Genomic DNA, 19382 nt, shown 5'->3' with positions numbered 1-19382 from the left:
CCGGTAGATAAATACCGGATGCTTGCAGGAAACCGTAGATTGTAGTCAACATCATCTATTCGAAAGAAAGGCTGGTCATGTGTATCGATCTTGACTGGACCACCACGCTCGCGGAAAATTCAAGCTTCGTGCTCGACCGGAACCACCTGATGAACATGGCCCGAGATGATTTTCACCACGCGGCGGACCGCATATCATCTTTCTTGGACGCCATTATTGGCATGAACACCGAAGTCGAATGGAACGACGGGCATGCCGAAATCTTCCCACTCATCCTCAATGGATGGGATGAACAGGTGGACGCCGTGAGCGTTACGGACAACGGACAGAACGACGAGCGGAACGATTCCTACGTTCCGGCAAACGATCCCTACGATGACGCCGACTGGCAAGTGGAAGACCTGTTGGCACTGCTGGACAACCTTGGCCGCATCGGGCACCAGGGCGTCATTGGAATCAATTTCAAGGCCGGGACCTGCAACCTGTCTGATGGCACCGTCATCAGGATGACCGGCTGGAATCCACTGGTCGAACGCATCAACAACCATCTCAATCTGCTAGAAAGCGCAGCCATGTTCAAAACCGGTTTCCCGACCATCCGCTCGTCAAATCACACCCTCAGGCTCGACACGGAACGAATACTCGACATCAAACATGGCACGGTTATCGCGCTCGGCATGGTGAGACTCCGCCATCTGTCCGCCTGTTGAGCGGACAGACATGCCACCCGATCCAAAACGGCTTGATCCGGCGAGGTTGCGAATACTATACGATTGATTATCGTCAAGGAGGATGCCATGCCCATAGAGAACGCCGACGAGCTGATGCCGAGGTATTGGATCTATCACCCGGGCGAACAGGCCAGCAAGTGGGACCGGTTCCGCCGGGACGGCGTCATGCGGCTGGGATATGTGAGTGACGACTTCCGCGAATACGAGACGAAGCGGGACATCGATGCCGGTCTGAAGAAGATCTACGGGCGGGACAATATGACCCATACCCGTAGGGCCATCTGGGACATGGGCCATGTGATCAAGGCCGGGGACGTGGTATTCGCATGCAAGGGCCGTGGCCAGATCTTGGGGCGCGGCATCGTCCGGGACGAGTACCATTACGATCGCGACGCCCCGGACGGCTACTGCAACGGACGTGCCGTGGATTGGGTGGAACTGGCTTCGCCCCAAATCATCAAGGACCTGTACAACAAAACGCTCACCGACATCTCCGACAAACACGGGCTCATCGACACGCTCGAGAGACTGTTCGACGTCGAATCTTTTGATGACGACGTGCCTGTCAGGCAATGGCCTACATATGGCCGTGACGATTTCCTGAACGACGTGTACATGGAGGGATCCGACTACGACCGCGTGACGGCACTGTTGAAGCGCAAGAAGAACCTGATCCTGCAGGGCGCCCCGGGAGTCGGCAAGACATACGCGGCGAAGCGTCTCGCCTATGCGCTGCTGGGAGAGCAGGATCCCACTCGGGTGGAGATGGTCCAGTTTCATCAAAGCTACTCGTACGAGGATTTCATCATGGGCTATCGTCCCTCGCAGGACGGGTTCACATTGGAGCGTGGCGTGTTCTACCGGTTCTGCAAGAAGGCCGAGGAGGATGACGAGCGCGACTACTGCTTTATCATCGACGAGATCAACCGTGGCAATCTGAGCAGGATCTTCGGCGAGACGTTCATGCTTATCGAAGCGGACAAACGCGGACAGAAACTGCAGCTGCCGTACGTGGACGAAATGTTCGGCGTGCCCGCGAACGTATACGTCATCGGACTGATGAACACCGCCGACCGAAGTCTGGCCATGATCGACTACGCGCTGCGCAGACGATTCGCGTTCTTCACCATGGATCCCGGTTTCGACACCGCCGGATTCCGGCGTTATCAGCAAAATCTCGGATCCGACGCGTTCAACAGGCTGGTCGGGACGATCAAGGAGCTCAACACGGCCATCACGGAGGACTCCTCGTTGGGTCCCGGCTTTCGCATCGGCCACAGCTTCCTGTGCGGTCTCGAAGCCGGGGACATGGACGAGTTGGACGGTATCATCGAGTATGAGCTCGTGCCGCTGCTGGAGGAGTACTGGTTCGACGACCGATTCAAAGCCGAGGACTGGGTGAAGCAGCTACGGAAAGCCGTCCGATGATCCCGGTCCGCAATGTCTATCAGATGCTGTCCTATGCGCTCGAACTGATGGACGAACAGACGTATCGCGGATTCGACGCGGAGGAGTACGACAATGCGGCGGACCTGTGCGCGGACATCCTGTGCAGAGGAGTGGAGACTCGGATCAAACGGGGTCTCAGACACGACTATCATCCCGCCCGTGGGGAACTGTCGACGGTCCGCGGGCGCATCGACATATCGGAATCGTTGCGTCCCGGCATAAGAGCGAGCCGACATCTGGTTTGCGAATATGATGATTTCACCGCTGACGAGCGCCTGAACCGCATACTGAAAGCCACGATGGAACTCTTGGTCCGCGCGGACATCAGCGACGAACGGCGCAAGCGGCTCCGCGTCCTGCTGCGACTGTTCGAACCGATTGCGAGCATCGACATACGACGCATCGAATGGCGCAGGGGCTTGGATCGGGTCGACCGGTCCTATCGTACGCTGATCAACCTATGCCGGCTGGTCGTCGAAGGATTGATCCAGACGGACGGCTCGGATGGCATGACACTGATGGGCTTCTTCGACGAGGACGCCATGAACCGCCTGTATGAACGGTTCATCCTCAACTACTACCGGTGCGAAATGCCGTGGACCCATGCGTCCGCGAAGCACATCGCGTGGGCTCTGGACTCCGGCTCCGGCATGTCGCGCCTGCCGCAGATGCGATCGGACGTGTTCCTTGACACCAGTGACCGCGCGCTCATCATCGATGCGAAATACTACACGCATGCCATGCAGACCAACTATGGCAAACGCACCATCCATTCAGGGAACCTGTATCAGATGTTCACCTATGTGAAGAACACCGAAGCCCGTCTGCGAGGCACCGGGCGGACCGTCTCCGGGATGCTGCTGTACGCGAGAACCAACGAGAACGACCTGCCCGACGACGAGTACCATATGGACGGCAACCTCATCTGCGTACGGACCCTGGACTTGGATCGGAAGTTCGATCAGGTCACCGCAGATCTTCGCTCCATAGCCGAACGTTACCTGTTGGATTGAAAGGGTCACCGTCCGGAATCTCAGCTTGGAACCGGTTGGCGAAAGTCAACAAGATACATGTCGAATCCATCACCGGATGACGCTACCGTACCACGCAAGGCACAGGAAAACATCTACCAAATGCAGTTCTGCAATCGACAACACCAATCACGAGTTCCCCCGTTGGCCGTCTGCAGGTCGATCAAGAAACGTTCAGCATTCAGTCGTCTTTCCGCTGTTCGGCACCGCCGTCTGACAGTCGGTACGACGTAGCCGGCCCCTTCCCCACTCTTGTCAGCATCCCTTGTCTGGTCAATGACCCGAGCAGATTTGCGGCGGCCGATTGGGATAAACCCGTAACGTCCTGCGCCTGTCGGCGCGTGATACGACCGGCATGTCTCGCGTAATCCAGCACCATGCGTCGGCGATCATCTTCGACGTTATCGGCTCCGCGCGCCATACCGGTCGACGGCTCCCGTCGTGACACCGGGAATGCTTCATTCCCATCCGGCGGGAGCGTCGGCTCGCGTTTCGGCAACGACAGCCGAAACGAATGGTCGCTGATGCTGAATTCCGGCTGCAGACCCGTGCCACGATAGTCGCCCATGATGCGCCGGATGCCGGTGCCATATGCCTCCACCCAACGCAGACGATAGAACACGTTCGCCAACCTCGGATTACGTTGGGCCGAGATGCCGTTCAGCATGTCCTGGCGGTTGAGCCCCTCGGGCAGTCCCCCGAAGTTCAGAAACTCCATGCGATCATCGAAAATGCTGATCAAAGCCGGGCCGGACAACCCATAATCCCGATGCACGATCATGTTCAGCAACGCCTCGCGTATCACCAACGGTGAATAATCATACCGATCGACGCGACGCATGTCAGGCCCCGTACTGGACGCGACCCGGTTGTTCTGTCTGAGAAACTCCGATATCTGCGTGAACTGCAGCAACAGCGAGCCGGTGAACTCCTGGCGGTTGAGAAACATCTCCTTGTCATGGTCCGCGAACACCGCGACCTTCGTCGACGCCTCGCACTGGTCCGACAACAGCCACGCGAGATTGGTATATCGCCCGTCCGGATCAATCATGCCCAAAGTCCTGCGCGACGCGGCCGTGAACTCCACGCCGGCGTCAAGAAACGCCGATTCCGTCGCGACGAAGGTCAGATCCTGTCGCAGGGACAATGCGTTCTCGAACGAGTCTCCCGCACTTTGCCGGATCATGTCCAGGATCGCCGATTCGGACGCCGGTATGGAAGCAGCCCCCGACCGCACGTATACGCCGGCCGGACGAATGCCCTTATCCGCCAAATAGTACGGCCTATTCGACCCGCGCTGGACATGCACGGCCACCACGGTCTTCCCCTCAAGGACCTCCCGCTCCACAGTGACAAAACTTACGAGATCAGGACGAATACCATCCGATATGGCCTGCGTGGCCTTGCGCATGGAAATATCGATGTCATTCACTCCGGTCACGGAACCGTCATCCTCAATACCAAGATAAATGACACCACCGTTCGTGTTCGCGAAGGCCACAGCCGTTCTCTTGGCGCCGTCCACCCAATCACGTTTGAGCTCGACCGAAGGTCCTTCTGAAAGAGCGTTCATGACACCTCGCTTACATATTGTCAAGCTATCTTATCTTATTCTTATCTTACACAATCGATAAGATAAGATAAGATAAGATAAGAAGCTTTTGCAGGAGAAACAGGGATACGATAGCGGGCATGGGCGAAATGTTGCAGCATGTGGAGCATGGATTCGGGCCAGTGTGGGACGGCGAATCGCGTGTGCTGATTTTGGGATCGATGCCAAGTCCGAAATCTCGGGAGGCGGCGTTCTACTACATGCATCCGCGCAATCGATTCTGGCCGGTGATGGAAGCAGTCTTTGCCGACCCCGCTGATATGTCTGATCGTGCAGGCGATTCAGCGGAATCCCGCCGCGCATTTACACTACGTCACGGCATCGCATTGTGGGATGTGATTGCTTCCTGCGACATCACCGGTGCGAGCGATGCCAGTATCCGCAATGCCATCCCAAACGACCTGACGCCAATCTTGCGCAGTGCGCCAATCGCACATATCTTCACCACCGGAGCAAAATCGGCGCAACTCTATCGCAAACTTATCGAGCCGCACCTTGTTGAAGCCGGCATCATCATTGGCATGACCCAGCTGCCCTCCACCAGCCCAGCCAACGCATCAATGCGCCTGCCCGACCTCATCACCGCCTACCGCAATGCTTTTAAGCAAGAACACATATAAGAGACTGACACCGTGCCATAATCATCAATCTCGAACCGTGAAACCGGCGTCGCGAATACGATTCCTTATTTCTTCGGCGATGGAGACGCAGCGGAAACGAGAGATGCCGGCTTTCATGCCAATACCGACCATATCGGCGATGGTAATGCCTCGCCCCTTGCCGTTGACCGACGTGGTGTGTTCGCCGTTGATTCCGGGATTCTCCGTCAAATCGTATCCGGGTGACAATCGCCATACGTTCCGCGTCCCGTCATAAAGATACGAAAAGTTCTTCGCATGGTCATCGCGGTTACCTATGAATACGTTGAAGCACATGAGGCGGTACAATCGCTCGCATTCTTCCGCACTGTTGCAAATACGCATAGTGAGACGCATCAATAATCCATAATCCAGATTGGGAATTCGGTGCGACGTTTCCAGCAAACCGCCTGCGGAAATCATATGTACTTTATGCTGCGCTCCATTGGCATCATGCACTCGATCAAACCGTTGTTTTTGCCGGCGAAAGCGTCAACGAACCAACGCTTTCACCGTCCAGCAGCACTTGAACGCGATCAACGGACAAATCCAATGGCACAGCTGCATTCATCGCGCGCTCCCCTCTCGTGCTGCAATAACATCATCAATTGTCGCATAGTATGGCTGAGAAAACAGCGCCTCAAAATCCTGCTCACAACTCAGCGCGAACGCGATATTGATGAGCGCCGTCAACGAAATTTCATGCTGTTGCTCGAATCGTCTGATTGACCCCAAGCTCACGCCGGATTTTCTAGCCAATGCAGTTTGCGACATTTTATGTTCTTTGCGTCTGGCAACCATACGTTCAGCAATCGCAGCCGAAACATCCCCAGGCATAGGTTCATCCAACAAAGAAAACATACTAATATTTTAGCAATTTTGGCCTTAAAAGCCAAGAATTACTCAAATATTAGTAGTTCTTGTACGGCTGAGGTGAATGGCTGAAGTAGCTAATCGCGTGAGCGGCAGTAGATACAGGAACGTTGCGGCGACCAAACTGAGCGTGGGCGCATTGATGGTGGCGAGCGGCACGGCTCCGGCAATGGACCAGGGAATCAGCGGAGCGATGACCACGGCACTATCTTCCAAATCGATGGCCTGCGCGGTGCGCTCGGATTCGCTATCGCCATACAATCCGCCGCACAGCTGGCGGGTGAGCATGATGGTCAGCGTCTGATTGCAGGCGAGCGCCGCCGAACAGGTTGCAGTCACCATCGTGGCTCCACATGCGCCGATGCGCTGACCAAGCCCGTCAATCGCCTGCTGCAGTTGGGCAAGCATGCGCGTTTCCGCGAAAATGCCAGCGTATGCGGATGAGATGCAGACGATGGCCATCACGGTGAGCATGGACACTATGCCGCCGCCGTTCAGCAACGCGGCCACCTGCGCATCATGCGCACGGTAGCCGAACACCAGCAATCGTAACAATTCAGTCCAATCCATGTGCTGCACGCCCACGCATACCGCAACTGATGCGGCGATGCTAGTCAGCATCAGCAGTCGAACATCAACTCGCAGCAGCGCCAACACAATAACCAGTAACGCTGGAATCAAGGTAAGCCAATGCAAATCAAAGGCCGAAGAAAATAGCACCCCAATATTTGCGGCACCGACTGCACCAGATGCACCGGCGGAATTACCGCCCAACGACCCGACTGACATCTCAACAATTGCAGCCACCACATATACTGCGCAGCTCAGCACAAACGGCACTGCACCAGTGCGCACCATGCGCGCAAGGTTATTGAACAGATTTGTATGCGTCAGCTGTTTGACCAGCAAAGCGCTGGTGGATACCGGCGAGCATCGGTCGCCTACATATACGCCCGCAAGAATCGCTCCGCCGAGCATCACGGGATTCGCCTGCATTGATAATCCCATCGACATGCAGATCGTGCCCATGGTGGCCGCACTGGCGAATGACGAACCAACCAACACCGACATCGCTGAACACAGCAGAAACGAGAGCGGAATAACCGTTGCCGCATGAATCACCGTGGCGGAATGCGCCACGATGAATGCAATGGTGCCGCTGGCTCGCCACAGTGAGGTCAGCACACCAATCAGCACGAATGTTATGACCACTGTTCCTGCAGATCGCACACTGCCGGCCGCGCGGCCTGCCATCGCTTTCAGTGAGCGGTGACGAATCAGTCCATATCCCATAAATAGCAGCACGCCAACCAGCAGCGCGGGAATAATCGACCAGCCAGCAGCAACGCTGGCAAATAGCGTTGCGCAAAACAGCAGCATCGTTCCCGCTTCTAGCATGCGTCTTCTCCCCTTAGACCCTTGACTCTTTGGCCATGTCCTTACTCTCATGCTCTTGCGCACAATGATTCGCAATCGGCCTGTTGCACGCAAACCACAACCCAAGATAACAGGAGAAATACAGATTAATATGATAGTTAATACAGACTTTTTACTGTATGAACTGATGTGATTCATACTTCGGGGAACATTGTCATGAACTTTCTCAGCATTGAATACTTCACCGCCGTAGCTTCGGAGCGCAGCTTCAGCAAGGCAGCAAAGCGGCTGGGCATCACGCAGCAGACGCTGAGTGCGAATATTGCTTCTTTGGAGCGGGAGCTTGGATGCACGCTGTTTATACGCCACGTACCGCTGGAGTTGACGTATGCCGGCACGGTGTTCGCCCGTTATGCGCAACGGTTCCGGCGCGACCGCGATGCTCTCAGCCAAGAAATGCACGATATTGCCGGCAATCGAGCCGGCGTGCTGCGCGTGGGCGTAGCCTACACCCGCAGTCGCGCGATTATGCCGCCGATTGTGCAGGCGATGAAGCACGACCGTCCAAACATCATTGTCGAACTTGTTGAAGGGCGCAACGATCAGATTCAGCAATGGTTGGCCAACGGTGATCTCGATTTAGCCTTGGCGGATTTCACAGAACAGCCCGCAGGAATCGAATTGATTGATTTCTACGATGAGCGCATGGTACTGGTTATCGCGCAATCATTATGGCTAGATTTAGCCGCCACTGGCACAGCCACCAACATAGTCCCCGATGAACGCGCCATAGCTTCCGGCAATCTCTCTTCGCTGGAACATTGCCCATTCTTACTTGGCAATCCGCAGGACATTGACGGCCGCATTGCCGATCTGCTGTTTCGCCATGCCGGATTCGAACCGAAAATCGCGGCCCGCTCAGACAACGTGCTGACGTTGCTGGAACTCTGTCATTACGGTATGGGCGCATGCCTATGCCCCGAACGATTCCTGCCCGCATTGCTTGATGCCGAACGGCTGCGGACCCTACGCGTACTGGATTGTGGGCCGAACACCACCTATGCCATCAAGTTTGGCGTTCCGGCAGCATCGTATCGTTGGAGCGCCATCGATGACTTCATCCGCCGCGCCCGCAGAGTCACGGACGGCGACGGCGCATTCGGGAATGGACATATTTGACGCCCCCTCTCACGGCGCAATCCCCGGAATGCGCTGCATCAGGCACCCTTTTGCGACGCAATCCCCGAAATGCGTCAGAAACAAGCCCGTTTCGAACCCCTGAGCGACGCAATACCCGGAATGCGTCATGAAAAGGCACCCACACCACTACATTCCCCGAAATGCGTCGCCGAGCAGCCCATTTCCGCACGATTTGCGACGCAATACCCGGAATGCGGCGTATTAAGCACCTCTTTGCGACGCAATTCGGGGAATGCGGCATGGAGAGGGGAATGAGACACGGAGAGGGGTGCGACACGAGGGGAATGCGTTGGGTTGGACACGCCTGAGCGATGCAACGATTTGCGTTCAAGTGCGGTTGAACTGCTTTATTGAGAATTGTTAGCGCTCACGAATGATCGTGATATTATCGATAAATAGCTTGTGCGAGAATGGATCACAAAGTCAACAGGTCCATCCGACGCACACAACACAGCAGTTAAGGAGCAACGATGCAGTATCGCAATGTCGGCAAGTCAGGATTGAAGATCAGCGAGGTCGCGCTGGGCAGCTGGGTCACGGACCTCAAAGGCACGGCCGCCGAAGACGTGGCCAAGCAGACTGTGAAGCTGGCCTATGACAATGGCGTCAATTTCTTCGATTGCGCAGACGCCTACTCCGGAGGTGCCGCCGAGCGATTCCTCGGCGAAGTGCTCAAGCAGTACCCGCGCAAGGAGCTCGTGATTTCCTCAAAGGTCTTCTTCCCCACTGGTGAAGGCGTGAACGATCGCGGCCTTTCCCGCAAGCACATCTTCGAAAGCATCGACCAGACATTGAAGAACATGCAGCTCGATTACCTCGACATGTACTTCTGCCACCGCTTTGACGAAACCACTGATCTGACCGAGACTTTGCGTGCCATGAGCGATCTGGTGGCACAGGGCAAAGTCCTCTACTACGGCGTTTCCGAAGAGTGGGGTTCCGCACGCCTTGAAGAGGCACAGCGCATCATCGACCGCTATAACCTGTACCCAATCACTGTGGTGCAGCCGCAGTACAATCTGCAGGATCGCTACATCGAGCATGAGATTATGGGCACTTGCGCGAAGCTCGGCATCGGCATCACCACGTTCTCGCCGCTCGCCCAGGGCCTGTTGACCGGCAAGTATCGCAAGGGTCAGCCGCTGCCGGCCGGTTCCCGTGCTACTTGGCAGTCCGACCATCAGATCAACGATCTGCTGACCGATGAGAATCTGGACAAGGTGGAGCAGCTGCGCAAGGTAGCTGATGAGCTTGGTACGAATCTGCCGGTACTCTCGATGGCATGGATCCTGCAGCATAAGGAAATCAGCTGCGTCATCGCCGGCGCCTCCAAGCCGAGCCAGCTGGAAAACAATATCAAGGCTTCCGGTTTTGTGATTCCGGCCGACGCAATGGCTGAAATCGACAAGATCACTGGCTTCCACCGTTTCGAGCGTCACGTAGGCTGACCGACAGTACGCTCACGATGAATAGATGAATATAGGCGCCGCGACCACAGCGATAATTCGCAGGGTCGCGGCGCCTATATTGCAATGTGCGAATATTACTTACAGAAATTACAGACCAAGAATCTGCTTCTTTTTCGCATCAAACTCCTCTTGCGAGAGGATGCCAGCGTCAAGTAATTCTTTCAGCTTCTTCACGGCGCTCAATTGATCGTCCAGCGACATGGCTTGCGATTTCGCCGCAAGCGCAGGTTGTGCGATAGATGCAGTCGGCACAGCCGCTGAGGCAGCCGGTGATGCAGGGGCAGATGGCATAGTTGGTGCAGCAACGGTCGGCGCAGCCTGTACCGCAGCCTGCTGCTGCCCAGGCCAAACACCCGCACCCGGAGTACCCGGCATCTGCCCCGCCGGCCCAAGCCCCTGTGCCATGTTCATGCCAAACAGCATGCCGCCCATATCGCCTAGACCATTGTCCTGAATGCCTTGCGCAATCTTCTGCTGCGCCGCCATATTGCCAGCCTCAACAGAAATATCCTCATACGCCTTGACGTTCATCTTGTTGGACGAGAACTGCTTAACCAGTTCACGCGATTCCGGCGAGAATTCAATGTTCTCAATGGAAACTTTGACGCAGTCAAAACCAAAACGGTCACGCCAAGTTCCAGCATTGGCCGAATCTGAATGAACACACTGCGCTATTTCATTCGCCTTTGCTGGCAACTGCGAAATACGGCATTCTGCAGACAACGAATTGACGGCCACAATGAACGATTGCAGGAAGTCTGAAAGCACCTGCGAGCGCGCCGCCGGGTCATCGAATGTATAGGATATAACGTTCGGCGGCACAAAATTGCGAACAAAGCGCACCGGATCAATTACTTTGATAGTGAACGAACCGTACGCGAAAATCTCCAAATCAGTGCCATAGAACTTATCGTTGTACATCAGTGGGCCGCGGGTGCCGAATTTGATATCACGGATTTCTCGCAAATTTACGAATGCGACTCGTTTGTAATCGCCGCTGATGCCACCGTAACCGATACGTTCGCCCATTTGACTGAACAGCGATTCGCCGATGCCGCCACCGTTGAAAATCGACTGTTGACCATTCTGGTATTCGTATGTGCCCGGCTGAGAAATCACATTTTCAATGCCAGAACCGCTGAAAATAAACGCTGCAGTATTCTCGGGTACATAAATCAACGAACCGCTGGTAATAACGCCTTCGGATCCACGTACATTGGTGCCACGTCCGCGATTCGTATTCTGCAATACGCCCGGCGCCACTACGACATGTTCATCGAATCTTCCCGCGGTGAAGATGTCCTTCCACTGATCGGCGAGTGTCCCCGAGAACGAATCGCCCAGCGCTCTCAATATGCCCATGATGTTTCCTTGATTGAGACGGTTATGTATTTACAACGTCTGCTTGGTATCGCAGTATTTGCACACCACGCGCTGACCTTGAATTCCGGACAGTGGCGCGTGGCATCCTATGCACTGCTTGGTGATAGGTTTGCGCACAACTGGCGTTGGTTGTTTGGCGTTCTGCCTCGTCCAGGTTTCACGCACCGTATCCACTGTACCTTTAATGGTGTCAGTCAACCACGCGACACCGGGAATGGCTTTGGCCGTACTGGGTTCAGCAGGTTTATCAGCGGGAGTGCCCGTTAACTGCATGCTGATGGCATCCATCCACTGGAAAATTTCGTGGCGTGCTTCCCTTGGCTTCTCCGACCAAAACTTAAAGAACAATTCCTGGTCAAGCAGGAACAGTCGAAGCTCCTGATCATCTTCATTTGCGGTGTTGCGCCAGTATTTTGCTTGAGCCTTGCCGTCAACAATTTTGATGCGATTCAGTGGATATTCGTCTACATGCTCAATATTTTTTGAGAATAATTTTGGAATACTCCACCGATGAATGATGCGCCTATTAGTCAGAATCAGCTCATCGGTGGAGCCTGACTCCAGGCTTGTACATCTCGCACTATTGGTCTGTAGCAACACTGCTTCATCGGAATATAGATTGAGATTCTTCACTTCCGCTCCTTTTTGTCTTGATCATTGAGCGCTATCTGCAGATTCGCTGGATTGTGTATCAGTCTGCGATGGAGTCTCTTGCGAAGATGTGTCATTCGCATCTGTTGAAGTCGAAGCATCTTCATTGCTGCTGGCGTCTGACGAAGTATCGTCGCTGGAACTACTGTCTGAGGGGAAGGCATGGTACGTCACAACGATTTTCACATCGGATTTAAACTTTTCCGAAGCGGAGAAATCGGTTTTACCAGCGACTGAAACCTTGTCGACTTCGCCTTCCTTGGTCATCCAGCCCGTAATGAGGTCTTCCTGAGCCTTGGTTTCAATGTTGGTAAATCCGGCATCCATCAGCTGCGTAACAACATCCTCATAATTCTGCCCTTCGAAGGTAGCGGCAGATTCCGGCATGCGTGACATACCTTCCGGCAGCGGTGCATGTTCACTAGCGATGCCGCAGCTGATGACACCAATAAAAATCAATACGAACAGCACACCCGCGGCTATCCAGGCCATAGTAGCCCGACCTTTGCGGTCTAGCCCGGCAAACCATGCCAGAATCATTGCACCAATTCCCGGTTTGCTGCTCTTTTTCGCTGTGCCATTTACAGTATTGGCCGGGGTGCCCGTTGCTGCTGGCGTCATAGCGGGCGCAGTTGCAGACTGTTGTGGCGCATTCCATGCTGCTTGCGCACTGAGCTGCAACTGTTCAGTCAAATCGTTATGGAATCGCTGGGCATGCTTATGCGCCAAGTGATCGCCGGAATCGGCAATATATAAGGTCACCGTCGACGCGTTTTCTGCATTTGTGACTACTGCAGTCAGGTCACCACCACCGTCATAAGCAACAAAAATCACTGTCTGCGATGCATCATCGCATGATTTCATCATAAATTCGGCACTGCAGGCCAGCATATTGCGCATTGCCTCATACACATGCCGCGCTTCGCCATCGAAGTTGAATTCCACGAGCATTTGCCCGTCAGACGGAGCCTTCAGCGTTGTCCCATTCTGAGCATCAGGCATGGTCATTATTGGATCCTTTCAGCGATTGCAAATCGGTACCGGTTGAATTAGCATCTGCGCTTTTACTTGTATCGGCGGTCTCGCCCGATTGTTTTTCGGATATGTCACGTGCAGCGTCATCGACCGCGCGCATGCCGTGCAGGATGGCGGTTGCCAGTTGCGTAAACGGTCGTGTCATTCCTTTCCTCCAAATGACATGACCATGGCGACCCGTGTACCGCTGCGAGAAGGTTTGCGGGCACGCATGAAAGGCGAGTCACTCTGCAACTCGCCTGCAATATGCGCCCACTGTGAAACCACTCGCACCCTCCTGACGCTATGTGAGGAGGGACAACGGCACCTCAGTTGTCAACTGAGTTCGGCAAACCCTGCTCCATATTTCTGTTTTCCATCGTGGAGGTGGCAAGTTATTCTGTCAATGACGTAAAATGTTATAAATTTAGCCTCAAAATAAGGGTTTGTATACCATGAGTGATATAACGCAACGTAATGCGCAAATATGGCGGCAACGGCTTAAACAATGCATGGAAGAACGTGGACTGACGCAATTGTCGTTCGTCAGCCAGCTCAACAAGCAATACCTCACTCGCTACCATCAAAAAGATGTGAGTCGTTGGCTGAATACCGGCAATCGCACCGCTTCCGGGGAGATCGGATTCCCGAAATACGAAACAATGACGATGATCGCTGACTTCTTCGGCGTGGATGTTGGCTATCTGACCGGCGAAATCGACGAACGCACTTTCACGATGAGCCAGGCATGCGCATATACCGGGCTCACCAGCGCATCAATCGAATCCATTCGCCAATGGATCATTAGCAATGCAAGTATGACTGACGAGCATACCGCGAACCATGACAGCAGCGGCACCACGAGGACAGATGATGCGATGCAGCAGTATCGCATCGACACGTTGAACCATTTCCTCTCCTCGCCACGATTTGGAGAGCTTCTCGCCAAACTCATGACCTTGCATGAAATGTCAACGATATGGAACAACGAGCCAGATAAATTCGGCACCCTCATGACGGCACTTGCCGACGATAGCGAGCTGCCTACTGGATTTACTCTTGAACTGATTACTGGCGCATTCTTGGGACTCGCCAGCGAATCATTCTCCCAGCTTGTGCGAGAGGCCTACCCCACGCCGAGAACGAACTGATTACGCACCGAAATCAGTGTCTCCGCGTGATTCCGCGGCCACGATTGCAGATTCGGCGGCTTCGGCAGTCTGCGCAAGCACCTGTTCATAGCCAGTCAACGCTGCGAATGGCATGAATTGGGCAGCACGCTTCTGCCGCGCCATCTGCGGATGCTTACGCGAAATATGATGTGGCATATTGATGATGTCGTCGTAATCATGGGTTTCTTGAAGACTCATGCCGCATGCTCCTGCAATTATGGACGGGCTACGCCCGCATCCTATTGGCTCGCCTCACGGCTCGCTCACATCACCTACAAACAACCCACCGGTTGTTTGCTTAACGGTGATGTCCACCTATCTGTTCGTTGCGTTCGATGCCGGTGGCGCCGGGTTCCATGTTCATGGCTTTAACGACGGCGTTTTTACCGAATCGTTGTTTGATATCAAGTAATGTTTGCTCGATATTGCTCTCACCATCCTTCTTTGGCGTGGAATCTAATTGAACGCCTGACTCCATCTGACCGAACAAATCCAGTTGCTCATACCGTTTGCCGGCAGCAAGTTCTTCAGGAGTGGCTAAATCATCAGCAATAACGGTAAGACGCCGCACCAGCAGCATCGGATCGGCAATACGCTCAAACAGTATTGCCATAGCCTTGCGAATGCGGCTCTCAGAGGCCGTGAAATCACCGAGCCCAATCGAACCCACAGCCGGTTTGGGCACTTTACGCCCGTAATGGTCGTATGCCACCGCACCGTGATAATGGTCAGCCGCATATTGCGCGATGCGCCGCATGGCAGAATCTTCGCAATCATCCAATTTGCTGGCGTCAAGACTGCCGATGTCATACCCCACAGCCAACGTGAGCCGATTGGTCTTCACACCTTTATTCACTAAGTCAAGCGCAAGCGCGTCAGCCATCTCTTTGGTAATCAGCCGAGCAGTATCCCACGTGGCCGGTCCCGTCAGCACCTGACCGATGCTGGTGCTGTGCGCGTCCGGTTCATAGGCTTTGATATCAGCAATCGTGCACGGCTCCCAACCCCACGCATGATCAATCAGTAGCTCGGCATTCACACCGAACATGCGATACAGCAAGTCTTCGTTGTAATAATCCGAAGCTCGCCCCAGCGAACAGCGAGCAATATCTCCCATAGTCAGCAGACCGATTTTCTCAAGTTTGCGCGCATACCCACGCCCCACCCGCCAAAAATCGGTAAGAGGCCGATGATTCCACAGCAATCGCCGGTACGACATTTCATCTAGCTCAGCCACCCGCACGCCGTCTTTATCGGCCGGCATATGCTTGGCCACAATATCCATGGCCACTTTGGCCAAATACATATTGGAGCCGATGCCTGCAGTAGCCGTAATGCCGGTTTTGGCAAGAATGTCACGCACGATGGTCATGGCCATCTTATGCGGAGTCATATTCAACGATTTAAGATAAGGCGTCGCATCAATGAACACCTCATCAATCGAATACACATGGATATCTTCAGGTGCAGCATATTTCAAATAAATGCCGTAGATCTTCCCACTGACTTCCAAGTAATGCGCCATACGCGGCTTGGCGATAACCATGGTGGCTTTCAACGCCGGCACAGCCGCCAATTCCGGAGCACTGTAGGACTCGCCCGAGCAATGCCCGCCCGGAGCTCGAAGCGCACGCTCCATATTTACTGCCGCCAAACGTTGTTTGACTTCAAATAGTCGAGCGCGCCCTGGAATGCCATACGCTTTCAAGGACGGCGAAACAGCCAGACATATGGTTTTATCCGTACGTGACTCATCAGCCACCACCAAATGAGTAGTCAACGGATTCAGATGGCGATCCGCGCATTCCACGGAGGCATAGAAGGACTTGAGATCAATGGCCAAATACACATGGTCACGCTGCTTATCCATACACACCTCCTTACCGTTCCCTACACCATAGCAGAATGGTCGAACATTTGTTCGATACTTCAGACGGAATTTCCGAAGCAACATTCTGTGCGGGAAACACGAGTCAGGTACAGGACAATTGGTAGGGTTAACAGGTAGTGAATCCCCCTGCTTGAAAAGGAGCTTTGGCTTGTCGGCTGAACTCGAAGACATTCATGAGGAATGTGGCATCTTCGGCGTATGGGGCCATCCCGACGCCGCCCGACTCACCTATTTCGGCCTGCATGCACTGCAACACCGCGGCCAGGAAGGTGCCGGCATTGTCTCCAACGATAACGGCCATCTCATCGGCCATCGCGGACTCGGCCTGCTGACCCAGGTGTTCAGCGATGAGCGAGAAATCGAACGACTGAAGGGCAATCGTGCCATCGGCCACGTGCGTTACGCCACGGCCGGCTCCGGCACCACGGACAACATCCAGCCGTTCATCTTCCGCTTCCACGACGGCGATGTGGCACTCTGCCACAACGGCAATCTGACGAACTGCCCGTCACTGCGCCGCAAGCTTGAAGACGAAGGCGCTATCTTCCACTCAAACTCCGACACCGAAGTGTTGATGCACCTTATCCGTCGCTCTCTGCAGCGCACCTTCATGGATAAGCTCAAGGAAGCCCTCAACACCGTGCACGGCGGTTTCGCATACCTCTTGATGACCGAAGACGCCATGATTGGCGCTCTCGATCCGAACGGTTTCCGCCCGCTCTCCCTCGGCAAAATGAAGAACGGCGCTTACGTGCTCGCCTCGGAAACCTGCGCGCTCGACGTCGTTGGCGCTGAGCTGGTGCGCAACATCCGCCCGGGTGAAATCGTGGTAATTAGCGATCACGGTTACAAGATCATCCAGTACACCAACAACACGCAGTTGGCCATCTGCTCGATGGAATACATCTACTTCGCTCGCCCGGATTCCGATATTTACGGCGTCAACGTGCACTCCGCCCGCAAGCGCATGGGCGCCCGCCTCGCCGCAGAATCCCCGGTTGAGGCCGATATGGTCATCGGCGTACCGAACTCCTCCCTGTCCGCAGCATCCGGCTATGCGGAAGCTGCCGGCCTGCCCAACGAAATGGGTCTGATCAAGAACCAGTACGTGGCACGCACGTTCATCCAGCCAACGCAGGAATTGCGCGAGCAGGGTGTGCGCATGAAACTGTCTGCAGTGCGCGGTGTGGTCAAGGGCAAGCGCGTCATCGTTATCGATGATTCCATCGTGCGCGGAACCACGTCCAAGCGCATCGTTCAGCTGCTCAAGGAAGCCGGCGCTGCCGAAGTGCATATGCGCATCAGCTCCCCGCCGCTCAAGTACCCATGCTTCTACGGCATCGATATCTCCACCACCAAGGAACTGATCGCTGCCAAGATGAGCGTGGAAGAAATCCGCGATTATATTGGCGCCGATTCGCTGGCATACCTCTCCCTCGACGGCTTGGTGGAATCCATCGGCCTGAACGCCGACGCTCCGTACGGCGGCCTGTGCGTAGCCTACTTCAATGGCGATTACCCCACCGCTCTCGACGATTATGAGGCTGACTTCTTGAAGTCCCTCACCCCTGAAGATCGCGTCCGTCTGCCCGAATTCGCACTGTACAAGAGCAAGTACATCGGCAACGAGTACAACACTGTGCAGCCTGAAAACGAGTGATCTGGACGGCTCTTTACATCCGCAGCAATATCAGCACAATCAAATTACATTAATAACGACTACCCCTCAGTCTCGCTCCGCGAGCCAGCTCCCCTAACAAGGGGAGCCAGGGGCAGCAGAAAGGCCCATTCATGCCAAAAGCATATGAGAACGCCGGCGTAAGCGTCGAAGCCGGATACGAAGTCGTCAAGCGCATCAAGTCCCACGTGGCTCGCACCAACCGCCCCGGCGTAGTGGGCGGCATCGGCGGCTTCGGAGGCCTGTTCGATCTCGCTTCCCTGGGTTACAAGGAGCCGGTGCTAATCTCCGGTACCGATGGCGTGGGCACCAAGCTGATGGTGGCCAAGATGGTTGGCAAGCACAACACCATCGGCATCGACTGCGTGGCCATGTGCGTTAACGATATTGCCGCTCAGGGCGCTGAACCGCTGTTCTTCCTCGACTACATCGCCTGCGGTAAGAACGATCCCGCTCTGCTCGAGCAGGTTGTGGCCGGCGTGGCCGATGGCTGCGTTGAAGCAGGATCCGCACTGGTCGGCGGCGAAACCGCTGAAATGCCGGGCATGTACGACGAAGACGAATACGATCTGGCTGGCTTCTCCGTGGGCGTGGCTGAAAAGTCCGCTATTGTGGACGGCTCCACCATTACTGAAGGCGATACGCTGATTGGCCTGCCTTCCACCGGCGTGCACTCCAACGGCTTCTCCCTGGTGCGTAAGGCCCTCTTCGAGCAGGCCGGCTACACCGTGGACACCGAGCTGGATGAGCTCGGCGGCGCCAAGCTGGGTGACGTACTGCTGACCCCCACCAAGATTTACGTCAAGGCCCTCTCCCCGCTGTTCAAGGCCGGTGTAGTCAAGGGCGTGGCCCACATCACCGGCGGCGGCTTCATCGAAAACGTGCCGCGCATGATTCCGGACGGTCTCGCCGCAGAAATCAACCTCGGTACCTGGCCCGTGCTGCCTATCTTCAACGTGCTGGAGAAGGCTGGCGATATCGATCACAAGGAGATGTACAACATCTTCAACATGGGTATCGGCATGGTACTGGCTGTACCGGCAGAGCGCGCCGACGAAACCTTGAAACTGCTCGAATCCAACGGTGAAACCGGCTACGTTATCGGCCACATCACCAAGGATGAAGACGGTTCGCAAATCGTATTGAAGTAACGCTTTTTGGCTCCCCTCGAACTAGAAAGAGGGGAGCCAATGCATGAGAAAGGACTTAACAC

The 19382-nt window shown here is 54.9% G+C and carries 19 protein-coding genes; 9 read left to right on the top strand and 10 right to left on the bottom strand.

Features of this window, described 5'->3' with window-relative positions:
- Nucleotides 1-77: 77 nt before the first annotated feature.
- The 3 genes from AC1AY0_RS10745 to mcrC all read left to right on the top strand — a co-directional run bounded on the left by AC1AY0_RS10745 (nucleotide 78) and on the right by mcrC (nucleotide 3193).
- Nucleotides 78-710 carry a hypothetical protein gene (locus tag AC1AY0_RS10745; protein ID WP_476523800.1) on the top strand — a complete coding sequence of 211 codons (633 nt, stop codon included), beginning with the start codon at nucleotides 78-80 and terminating at the stop codon, nucleotides 708-710.
- A gap of 63 nt (nucleotides 711-773) precedes the next feature.
- Nucleotides 774-2159, top strand: a complete 1386-nt coding sequence (locus AC1AY0_RS10740) for an AAA family ATPase (protein WP_476526399.1) — start codon at nucleotides 774-776, stop codon at nucleotides 2157-2159.
- Entirely contained in the window at nucleotides 2156-3193 is a 1038-nt protein-coding gene (gene mcrC, locus AC1AY0_RS10735) for a 5-methylcytosine-specific restriction endonuclease system specificity protein McrC (RefSeq protein WP_476523804.1), read from the top strand. Before AC1AY0_RS10740 ends, mcrC begins: the two co-directional genes overlap by 4 nt.
- 199 nt (nucleotides 3194-3392) lie before the next feature.
- Here the strand turns inward: mcrC and AC1AY0_RS10730 are convergent, their stop codons facing one another.
- Nucleotides 3393-4784: an RNA-binding domain-containing protein gene (locus AC1AY0_RS10730; protein WP_476523805.1), complete on the bottom strand. Its 1392-nt coding sequence runs from the start codon at nucleotides 4782-4784 to the stop codon at nucleotides 3393-3395.
- Nucleotides 4785-4903: 119 nt separating this feature from the next.
- Between AC1AY0_RS10730 and AC1AY0_RS10725 the strand changes: the two genes are divergently transcribed.
- Nucleotides 4904-5443, top strand: coding sequence for a DNA-deoxyinosine glycosylase (locus tag AC1AY0_RS10725; protein ID WP_476523806.1), 540 nt, complete (start codon nucleotides 4904-4906; stop codon nucleotides 5441-5443).
- 24 nt (nucleotides 5444-5467) lie between these two features.
- Here AC1AY0_RS10725 and AC1AY0_RS10720 read toward each other — a convergent pair whose 3' ends face one another.
- From AC1AY0_RS10720 to AC1AY0_RS10710, 3 genes are all read right to left on the bottom strand, one after another.
- Nucleotides 5468-5920, bottom strand: a complete 453-nt coding sequence (locus AC1AY0_RS10720) for a type II toxin-antitoxin system HipA family toxin (RefSeq protein WP_476526397.1) — start codon at nucleotides 5918-5920, stop codon at nucleotides 5468-5470.
- A gap of 108 nt (nucleotides 5921-6028) precedes the next feature.
- A complete protein-coding gene (locus AC1AY0_RS10715; RefSeq protein WP_476526395.1) occupies nucleotides 6029-6322 on the bottom strand; it encodes a helix-turn-helix domain-containing protein in 294 nt (97 codons plus the stop codon).
- 42 nt (nucleotides 6323-6364) lie between these two features.
- Nucleotides 6365-7732 carry a Na+/H+ antiporter NhaC family protein gene (locus AC1AY0_RS10710; RefSeq protein WP_476523810.1) on the bottom strand — a complete coding sequence of 456 codons (1368 nt, stop codon included), beginning with the start codon at nucleotides 7730-7732 and terminating at the stop codon, nucleotides 6365-6367.
- 195 nt (nucleotides 7733-7927) lie between these two features.
- Here AC1AY0_RS10710 and AC1AY0_RS10705 point away from each other — a divergent pair, with 195 nt between their 5' ends.
- Both AC1AY0_RS10705 and AC1AY0_RS10700 read left to right on the top strand, forming a co-directional pair.
- Nucleotides 7928-8890, top strand: a complete 963-nt coding sequence (locus tag AC1AY0_RS10705) for a LysR family transcriptional regulator (protein WP_476523812.1) — start codon at nucleotides 7928-7930, stop codon at nucleotides 8888-8890.
- A 491-nt stretch (nucleotides 8891-9381) separates the two neighbouring features.
- Nucleotides 9382-10359, top strand: a complete 978-nt coding sequence (locus AC1AY0_RS10700) for an aldo/keto reductase family protein (RefSeq protein WP_476523814.1) — start codon at nucleotides 9382-9384, stop codon at nucleotides 10357-10359.
- 108 nt (nucleotides 10360-10467) lie between these two features.
- Here the strand turns inward: AC1AY0_RS10700 and AC1AY0_RS10695 are convergent, their stop codons facing one another.
- From AC1AY0_RS10695 to AC1AY0_RS10680, 4 genes are all read right to left on the bottom strand, one after another.
- A complete protein-coding gene (locus AC1AY0_RS10695; protein ID WP_476523815.1) occupies nucleotides 10468-11742 on the bottom strand; it encodes an SPFH domain-containing protein in 1275 nt (424 codons plus the stop codon).
- A 30-nt stretch (nucleotides 11743-11772) separates the two neighbouring features.
- Nucleotides 11773-12396 (bottom strand): hypothetical protein, encoded by a 624-nt coding sequence (locus AC1AY0_RS10690; protein WP_476524723.1) that lies wholly within the window; start codon nucleotides 12394-12396, stop codon nucleotides 11773-11775.
- Nucleotides 12397-12417: 21 nt separating this feature from the next.
- Nucleotides 12418-13314, bottom strand: coding sequence for a hypothetical protein (locus tag AC1AY0_RS10685; protein ID WP_476526393.1), 897 nt, complete (start codon nucleotides 13312-13314; stop codon nucleotides 12418-12420).
- A 94-nt stretch (nucleotides 13315-13408) separates the two neighbouring features.
- Nucleotides 13409-13594: a hypothetical protein gene (locus tag AC1AY0_RS10680; protein ID WP_476524726.1), complete on the bottom strand. Its 186-nt coding sequence runs from the start codon at nucleotides 13592-13594 to the stop codon at nucleotides 13409-13411.
- A gap of 289 nt (nucleotides 13595-13883) precedes the next feature.
- On the opposite strand from AC1AY0_RS10680, the gene AC1AY0_RS10675 reads away from it, so the two are divergent.
- A complete protein-coding gene (locus AC1AY0_RS10675; RefSeq protein WP_476524728.1) occupies nucleotides 13884-14579 on the top strand; it encodes a helix-turn-helix domain-containing protein in 696 nt (231 codons plus the stop codon).
- On the opposite strand, the gene AC1AY0_RS10670 is transcribed toward AC1AY0_RS10675, so the two are convergent.
- Nucleotides 14580-14798, bottom strand: a complete 219-nt coding sequence (locus AC1AY0_RS10670) for a hypothetical protein (RefSeq protein ID WP_476524730.1) — start codon at nucleotides 14796-14798, stop codon at nucleotides 14580-14582.
- Nucleotides 14799-14898: 100 nt separating this feature from the next.
- Nucleotides 14899-16470: a Y-family DNA polymerase gene (locus AC1AY0_RS10665; protein ID WP_476524731.1), complete on the bottom strand. Its 1572-nt coding sequence runs from the start codon at nucleotides 16468-16470 to the stop codon at nucleotides 14899-14901.
- Between the two features lie 169 nt (nucleotides 16471-16639).
- On the opposite strand from AC1AY0_RS10665, the gene purF reads away from it, so the two are divergent.
- The gene (gene purF, locus AC1AY0_RS10660; protein WP_476526391.1) at nucleotides 16640-18151 is read left to right on the top strand and encodes an amidophosphoribosyltransferase; all 1512 of its coding nucleotides are present in this window, start codon (nucleotides 16640-16642) and stop codon (nucleotides 18149-18151) included.
- A 131-nt stretch (nucleotides 18152-18282) separates the two neighbouring features.
- The gene (gene purM / locus AC1AY0_RS10655; protein WP_476524733.1) at nucleotides 18283-19320 is read left to right on the top strand and encodes a phosphoribosylformylglycinamidine cyclo-ligase; all 1038 of its coding nucleotides are present in this window, start codon (nucleotides 18283-18285) and stop codon (nucleotides 19318-19320) included.
- Nucleotides 19321-19382: the final 62 nt, after the last annotated feature.

The sequence above is a fragment of the Bifidobacterium sp. LH_416 genome (assembly GCF_056357055.1).
The sequence above is the reverse complement of the archived record's forward strand: the minus strand, read 5'-3'. Positions and strand labels throughout refer to the sequence as shown.

Excerpts from the sequence above, each read along its gene's own strand:
- AC1AY0_RS10745 (WP_476523800.1), top strand. The coding sequence starts at position 78 with ATGTGTATCGATCTTGACTGGACCACCACGCTCGCGGAAAATTCAAGC.
- mcrC (WP_476523804.1), top strand. The coding sequence starts at position 2,156 with ATGATCCCGGTCCGCAATGTCTATCAGATGCTGTCCTATGCGCTCGAA.
- AC1AY0_RS10730 (WP_476523805.1), bottom strand. The coding sequence starts at position 4,784 with ATGAACGCTCTTTCAGAAGGACCTTCGGTCGAGCTCAAACGTGATTGG.
- AC1AY0_RS10725 (WP_476523806.1), top strand. The coding sequence starts at position 4,904 with ATGGGCGAAATGTTGCAGCATGTGGAGCATGGATTCGGGCCAGTGTGG.
- AC1AY0_RS10715 (WP_476526395.1), bottom strand. The coding sequence starts at position 6,322 with ATGTTTTCTTTGTTGGATGAACCTATGCCTGGGGATGTTTCGGCTGCG.
- AC1AY0_RS10710 (WP_476523810.1), bottom strand. The coding sequence starts at position 7,732 with ATGCTAGAAGCGGGAACGATGCTGCTGTTTTGCGCAACGCTATTTGCC.
- AC1AY0_RS10705 (WP_476523812.1), top strand. The coding sequence starts at position 7,928 with ATGAACTTTCTCAGCATTGAATACTTCACCGCCGTAGCTTCGGAGCGC.
- AC1AY0_RS10700 (WP_476523814.1), top strand. The coding sequence starts at position 9,382 with ATGCAGTATCGCAATGTCGGCAAGTCAGGATTGAAGATCAGCGAGGTC.
- AC1AY0_RS10695 (WP_476523815.1), bottom strand. The coding sequence starts at position 11,742 with ATGGGCATATTGAGAGCGCTGGGCGATTCGTTCTCGGGGACACTCGCC.
- AC1AY0_RS10685 (WP_476526393.1), bottom strand. The coding sequence starts at position 13,314 with ATGCGCAATATGCTGGCCTGCAGTGCCGAATTTATGATGAAATCATGC.
- AC1AY0_RS10680 (WP_476524726.1), bottom strand. The coding sequence starts at position 13,594 with ATGACACGACCGTTTACGCAACTGGCAACCGCCATCCTGCACGGCATG.
- AC1AY0_RS10675 (WP_476524728.1), top strand. The coding sequence starts at position 13,884 with ATGAGTGATATAACGCAACGTAATGCGCAAATATGGCGGCAACGGCTT.
- AC1AY0_RS10670 (WP_476524730.1), bottom strand. The coding sequence starts at position 14,798 with ATGAGTCTTCAAGAAACCCATGATTACGACGACATCATCAATATGCCA.
- AC1AY0_RS10665 (WP_476524731.1), bottom strand. The coding sequence starts at position 16,470 with ATGGATAAGCAGCGTGACCATGTGTATTTGGCCATTGATCTCAAGTCC.
- purM (WP_476524733.1), top strand. The coding sequence starts at position 18,283 with ATGCCAAAAGCATATGAGAACGCCGGCGTAAGCGTCGAAGCCGGATAC.